This is a genomic window from Paenibacillus sp. FSL H7-0716 (assembly GCF_038002705.1).
GTDB lineage: Bacteria > Bacillota > Bacilli > Paenibacillales > Paenibacillaceae > Paenibacillus_AQ > Paenibacillus_AQ odorifer.
On sequence record NZ_JBBODA010000001.1, the window covers coordinates 628,452 to 634,932 of the forward strand.

Genomic DNA, 6,481 nt, shown 5'->3' on the forward strand with positions numbered 1-6,481 from the left:
TCCGAACGTTCCGGATATAACCTCTTTTTTTATCTTCTGCTTATTTATTTAAATGATAAGGGACAGTCGCTACTACAACGTCCTTTTGATTCATTAGATACGAGCGGATTAAAAAGCTGGTCTGATTATGAAGCACGGCTTGCCACCAATGTTTGGTAATAAACTGTGGAATCAGAATTGTGATGTGATCCGTCGCAGCTGTCTTCCACTCTACCGTATCGATAAACTTCACTAACGGACGAATGATACTACGATATCTGGAACGAAGTACAATCAGGCGTACACCTGGATTCCATTCCTCCCACCGTTGCTCCATCTTATGAATGTCTTCTTCATCAAAGCCTACATACACAGCAACAACATTATCTGTTAGAGACTTCGCATAGCTGATGGAATGTAATACAGCACGTGTAACCCCTGCAACAGGAACAACTACAGTACTTCCTTTAATTACAGGTTTATCAGTAGCAGGACATATACGCAGTTGATCCGCAGTGTTCAAATAGTGCTTATGAATACGGTGGAACACGAACATTACAGCAGGTAAGAAAATGAATGCCATCCATACGCTTGAGAATTTAGTAATGATAAAAATAAGTGTAATCGTCAATGTAGTCAGCATACCGATGGTATTTACTACAAATCTTTTCACCCATCCAGCGGGTCTGGTTTTGATCCAATGCACCATCATCCCCAGTTGGGATAAGGTAAAAGGAATGAACACGCCTACCGCATATAGTGGAATCAACCCTTCCGTATTCCCATGGAATGCAGTCACAAGTATGATAGACATAACTCCTAGAAAAATAATGCCATTTGAGAAGCCCAGGCGGTCACCACGGACCATAAATGCATGTGGCAGATATTTATCTTTTGCAAACATAAAGGCGAGCAGCGGAAACGCTGAATATGCTGTATTAGCTGCCAAGAACAAAATCACTGCAGTAATCCCTTGAATGAAAAAGTACAATCCGCCACGGCCAAAGGTCGATTCAGCGATCTGAGAGACAACCGTAGCCTTTTCATCTGGCACAATACCATACCAATACGCCAGCACAGTGATTCCGGTAAACATAAAGCCAAGGATAAGTCCCATGATCATTAGCGTCTTGGCTGCATTTTTCTCAGCCGGTGCTTTAAAGTTTGGGATCGCATTAGATACGGCCTCAACTCCCGTTAGGGCTGAACAACCAGAGCTAAACGCTTTTAATAGTAGAAACAAACTTACATTAGATACGGCGCTTCCTATTTCAGGAACATTCGCATGCGCGCCACCCATTGCATATTTAACGATACCGGAGATAATCAGAACAACAATCGAAACCACAAACAAATACACGGGAATTGCGATAAATGAAGCCGATTCAGTCACTCCGCGAAGATTAATGATTGTTAATAGAACGATAACAGATACAGCGATGAGAACAGTATGATTATGAAGACTTGGAAAAGCCGATGTGATCGCATCCGTCCCTGCCGAGGCACTAACCGCTACGGTAAGAATGTAATCCACCAATAATGAACCCCCAGCGAGCAGCCCTGTCGGAATACCAAGATTACTCTTGGCTACGATATAAGCTCCGCCTCCTTGCGGATAAGCAAAAATCGTCTGCCGGTAGGATAAAATCAGGATGGCCAGCAGGCCCAATACGGCTAATGCAATTGGCAGGGAATACCAGATGGCAGTAAACCCGGCAGCCACCAGTACAATCAGAATTTGTTCTGTTCCGTAGGCTACAGACGAGAGCGCATCAGAAGACAGGACAGCCAGTGCTTTAACCTTGGATAACTTTTCATGATCGAGTTCATTCGACTTCATCGGACGTCCGATCAATAGTCGTTTTACCTTGCTTACCATGGTGGATACAGTTCCTTTCTTTGGGAGCTGAAACGGAATTTCCGTGCGCTGTTTTCATCGGTGGATTTCATAAATGCAGACACAAAAATAAGCATACGGAAATGATCCGCATGCTTATGCATGGTCATTTTCCCACCTTGCTTACGAGGTTAGCTGGCGGATTCGGGCTGTGGTTATAGCCCTACGGTAGAGATCTGTTCGACCCGGTTCCGATTCACCCCATTGGCATGAATGCCAAGTTTGGTTCCCCCGTTTTTCCTAAGAAAATTCAGCGCATATTCAACTTCTCACAAGGTCTAATATTAGTCTACAAAGTGCCTACAGTAAAGCGTTGAAAAAAATGAAAAAAGAATGAAAAAACATCCAATAAGCTCAAATATAGCGTCTTATTGGATGCTCTCTTTCATTATCTTCAATTATCCCTCTAGCCCGTGATTTTAATACCTTTTCAGCGTTTTTGTACCTTCCAAAGTAAAAACTAAAATCCTAAGCTCTCCTCTGCATCTACTTCAATCACTTCTTCTTCCTTACGTCCATACCAAAGAAGGAGACTAATTAAAGCAAACGCAATTAAAGCTAACAAAGGAATCGTTATAAATCCGAAGTAGTTCAAGTAATCTTTATTACAAGGAACACCAATTGTACAAGGTAGAACTTTACTTAACGCTGGAATCTTCTGTTCCGCATAATGATAGATTGAGATACTGCCACCAATCAAACTTAATGGAAGCACATAAGGAATGATGCGCTTATCTCCGCGGAAAGTGGCAATTCCCAATAAAAATAACTGTGGATACATAAAAATCCGCTGAAACCAGCAAAGCTTACAAGGTTCATAATTCAAGACTTCACTTAAATACAAGCTACCAGCTACAGCTACCAAAGAGACGAACCAGGCCAGATAGAGGCAGTTACGCTTGCAAAAAGATAGGAATTTTGTCACTTTGCCTCCACTGCTTTTGCGGCGGCGTTAATTTCAGATGTAATCGCTTCAATATCGAAAGGTTCAGCCGTTTTCACTCCATTAATGTAGAGCGAAGGCGTATTTGTCACGCCTGCGTCAGTTGCCAACTGAATATCTTTCTTCAGCTCATCTGCATAAGTTTTCTCTTGGATGTCTTTACGCAACAGATCGTAATCGATCGCTAATTTCTCTTTTTCAGCAAGGCTTACCAAGAAATCCTCAGTGGCCCATTCCTCGCTCTCATCCCCTTGCTGCGCATACACAGCATCATAGAACTTCCAGAATTCATCCTTATTCTGATGGTATACAGACAATGCAGCTAATGAAGCTGTTTCAGAGTCAGGACCAACGAAAGCCATATTTACAAAGTAAAGAGCTGCTTTTCCCTCGTTGACAAAATCTTGAACAATTTTCGGTTTCATGGAGCCAGCAAATTGGGAACAAGCTGGACATTTGAAATCGCCAAATTCAACAAGCTTAACAGGTGCATCCTCATTACCAATCCTAGGTAGCTCACTGTAATTGAATTCTACCGGTTCTCCTGTAGAGACATTCTTTGCTGCATCTTTCGAAGCTAACATAAACAATCCAACAAAAATGATAACTACTACAGCTATTGAACTAATAACTAAAATTCTCGTTTTCTGCTTCTGTTGCTCCTGTTCTACCCGTCGTTTCTCTTGTTTGCTCAACTGGGGAACGTTTGGACTTTTTTTAGGTTTACTCAAGGAGAATTCCTTTCTGTCCTCTAGGGACTAATGTAGTTTTTATCATATACATTTAAAATTATATAATTATTAATCTATTTTTGGCAAACAGTAGGGTCAAAAAAAAACAGCGTGACTCCAAAAGGAGAAACGCTGCTCTTATTTTAAAATATATAATTCCATCAAGCTCCAGCTTCTTCATTCAATAACTGTAACCGCAATAGCTTAATTCGAGAAATCCGCTTATTCTCAGTCTCTTCTACAATAAATAGATGATCATCAAATTCTACGGATTGCCCTTTTTGAGGTGGATTAACCTCCAATTTAGAATACAGCCAGCCGCCTATCGTATCGTAATCCTCAGTCTCCATATGAAGACCCAAAAGATCATTAATCTCCTCAATAAGCATCAAACCGTCAATGGAGTGCTCATCCTCACCAAGCTTCTCAACACCTGGACGTTCCTCATCAAATTCATCCTGAATTTCTCCAACTATTTCCTCCATGATATCTTCCAGTGTCACCATTCCTGAAGTACCCCCATACTCGTCGATCAATATGGCGATTTGTGTCTTCGCACGCTGCATAACTTTCAGCAAAGCGCTAATCTGAATGGATTCCGGTACGGTCAATATTGGACGAATTAATTTCTGATAACTTTGCGGACGATCCTTAATTAAGTCCTTTATATGGATGAAGCCTAAAATATGATCCTTATCACCGTCACAGACGGGATAACGTGTCCTCATGCCATCATAGGCAATCTCAAGGTTCTCCTCAGCAGAAACATGATTATTCAGACAGATCATCTCTGTCCGCGGAATCATGATCTCCCGAGCCATGGTATCCACAAATTCAAAAATATTGTCAACCAACGCCATTTCAGTATTATCGATAAAGCCGCTTTTGTTACTTTCCTGCATGATAATACGAATTTCTTCTTCCGTATGCGCCGTTCCCAGCTCTGAAGCCGGGGCTAATCGGAAAATTTGCAGTAAACCACGCGCCAGCCCATTAACGATCCATATCACTGGATACATGATTTTGTAAAATACATTCATCGGTCCCGCTGTTAGTAAAAGGACAGATTCAGCCTTGTTAACAGCAATGGTCTTAGGTGCAAGCTCACCTAATACGATATGCAAGATAGTAATGAACATAAGAGCAATAACCAAAGATACAACATTAACAGCAGTTTCTCCTAAACCTATGCTTCCTAATAAAGGCCCGATAAGATTAGCTATAGCCGGTTGACCCAGCCACCCTAATGCCAGTGAAGCCAATGTAATGCCGAGCTGACAGGCTGAGAGATAGCCATCCAGGTTGCTGACAATGCTTTTTGCATTAAAAGCTTTTTTACTACCTTCTTCAATCAGGGTATCAATTCTACCACTTCGTACTTTCACCATTGCATATTCGACTGAAACAAAAAATCCATTTAACAATACCAACAAAATAATAAGACCAACATGTAATATACCGGGTAAAGGGTCGCTCAATTTATACTCCTATCCACCATTTTCCGTACATGGATGGATAGGCCCACCTCCTTCGTTTTTTCAGAGTATTGGCAAAATGCTCGCCGTTTGTTCCTTTCAGTATCAATTTCCCAATGGTTTCATCTCCAGTCTAGAATCACGTTTTTGAATATATACTTTATTATATTATTACATAGCCCATAAAAACAGGTCAAAACCAGTGTAAAAATATGATCTATTTTTACTGCTCATGGACACATACCTCTCAATAGTAGAAATAGGTACAAACTAACGATAAGAGATTATGTGATTTTCCCGTGATTTTATCGAGTGATTTTTTGTTATAAACGTGTTTCTTCTATATATATGTTAATTCTTTGGAACCCGTCCCGTCAACCGGAGCACCTCCAGCTTACGTTGAAGATCCAATTGCCACTCATTATCATTCGTACCGCTCGCCAGTCTGGATTGATTATCGATCATCAGACAGTCCCAACAATACCTAGCGTTCTCCCGTAAGCAGCACTGAAGCTCCTTGGCTTCTTCGAGTGTGAGAGGTCCATTCAGATTAATATGAAAGATCTCTGCCAATCGCAAATGTACTGATAACATATGAATCACTCCCCGTATTAGCTTCCTGATACAATATATGCATGATGTATCAGAATGTTGATACTCGTATAAGCTAGTTGATACATTTATTTTGCTACTGTATACTTTTGGTAAGGGAGGCGTGTCCATGATTAAGAATCACATTCGGAGTATCATGGATTTGCAAGGAAAGTCTATACGAGGAGCTGCCAGAGAAACGGGGCTTGCTATTAATACGGTGTCCGGATTATATCATAATACATCTAAGCGTGTGGATATGGAAACGTTGGATAAGCTCTGTAGGTATTTAAATGTGGGTACCGGAGATTTGATTGAATACATAGAAGACGAAGAACCCCCGTCAGCATAATCGCTGATGGGGGTTTATTATGTAGTGATCCGAATTACATTGTCTATCTTAATCCAATTATAATCATTCTCCATTTTGAACTTGATCTGTCGCAGTTGTCGATCAACAGCTAACACAACACCTCTTACATTAATATCCTGCCCTGGTTCAAACAGAGTTATTGTTATCTGCTCATTGTATCTCTTGGAATAAGTAAACAAATGATCAATCAGTTCCCACTCTTGCGCATCGAGTACTGGCTTACTGCGCAGGCTCTGTGCTCTTTCATCACTGATGATGCATATTTTGTGCTCAGGTAGCATCATTCTGCTACAGTCCCAAATGCTTTCTAGTTTTTTCACCATGATGTCTACCCTCTCCTAATAATCTGTCCAATAATCTATATTACTTCCATCTATGCCCCATGATATCGCTGCTGGCTGATCCTTTATGCGCTCCCATCCTTCCAATACTAAGGCGGTTTCTGGTTGCTTTCCACTTTGCCATTGAATGTATGACTCATCGGCTAACTCT

The 6,481-nt window shown here is 41.1% G+C and carries 7 protein-coding genes and 1 riboswitch; of the genes, 1 reads left to right on the forward strand and 6 read right to left on the reverse strand.

Annotation, left to right across the window (positions count from 1 at the left end; translation table 11 throughout):
* Window positions 1-40: 40 nt before the first annotated feature.
* From MHH60_RS02800 to MHH60_RS02820, 5 genes are all read right to left on the reverse strand, one after another.
* Window positions 41-1,858, reverse strand: a complete 1,818-nt coding sequence (locus tag MHH60_RS02800) for an APC family permease (protein ID WP_076126699.1) — start codon at window positions 1,856-1,858, stop codon at window positions 41-43.
* Between the two features lie 124 nt (window positions 1,859-1,982).
* Window positions 1,983-2,142, reverse strand: a riboswitch (cyclic di-AMP (ydaO/yuaA leader).
* Between the two features lie 194 nt (window positions 2,143-2,336).
* The gene (locus MHH60_RS02805) at window positions 2,337-2,801 is read right to left on the reverse strand and encodes a disulfide oxidoreductase (RefSeq protein ID WP_076138741.1); all 465 of its coding nucleotides are present in this window, start codon (window positions 2,799-2,801) and stop codon (window positions 2,337-2,339) included.
* On the reverse strand, window positions 2,798-3,514 hold the full coding sequence (locus MHH60_RS02810) for a DsbA family protein (protein WP_076138748.1): 717 nt from the start codon (window positions 3,512-3,514) through the stop codon (window positions 2,798-2,800). Before MHH60_RS02810 ends, MHH60_RS02805 begins: the two co-directional genes overlap by 4 nt.
* A 197-nt stretch (window positions 3,515-3,711) precedes the next feature.
* Entirely contained in the window at window positions 3,712-5,028 is a 1,317-nt protein-coding gene (locus tag MHH60_RS02815; protein WP_036687555.1) for a hemolysin family protein, read from the reverse strand.
* Window positions 5,029-5,376: 348 nt separating this feature from the next.
* Window positions 5,377-5,619: a DUF7667 family protein gene (locus MHH60_RS02820; RefSeq protein WP_076138742.1), complete on the reverse strand. Its 243-nt coding sequence runs from the start codon at window positions 5,617-5,619 to the stop codon at window positions 5,377-5,379.
* Window positions 5,620-5,746: 127 nt separating this feature from the next.
* On the opposite strand from MHH60_RS02820, the gene MHH60_RS02825 reads away from it, so the two are divergent.
* Window positions 5,747-5,968, forward strand: coding sequence for a helix-turn-helix domain-containing protein (locus MHH60_RS02825; protein ID WP_076138743.1), 222 nt, complete (start codon window positions 5,747-5,749; stop codon window positions 5,966-5,968).
* Between the two features lie 17 nt (window positions 5,969-5,985).
* Here MHH60_RS02825 and MHH60_RS02830 read toward each other — a convergent pair whose 3' ends face one another.
* A complete protein-coding gene (locus tag MHH60_RS02830; protein ID WP_076138744.1) occupies window positions 5,986-6,312 on the reverse strand; it encodes a YolD-like family protein in 327 nt (108 codons plus the stop codon).
* Between the last annotated feature and the right edge of the window lie 169 nt (window positions 6,313-6,481).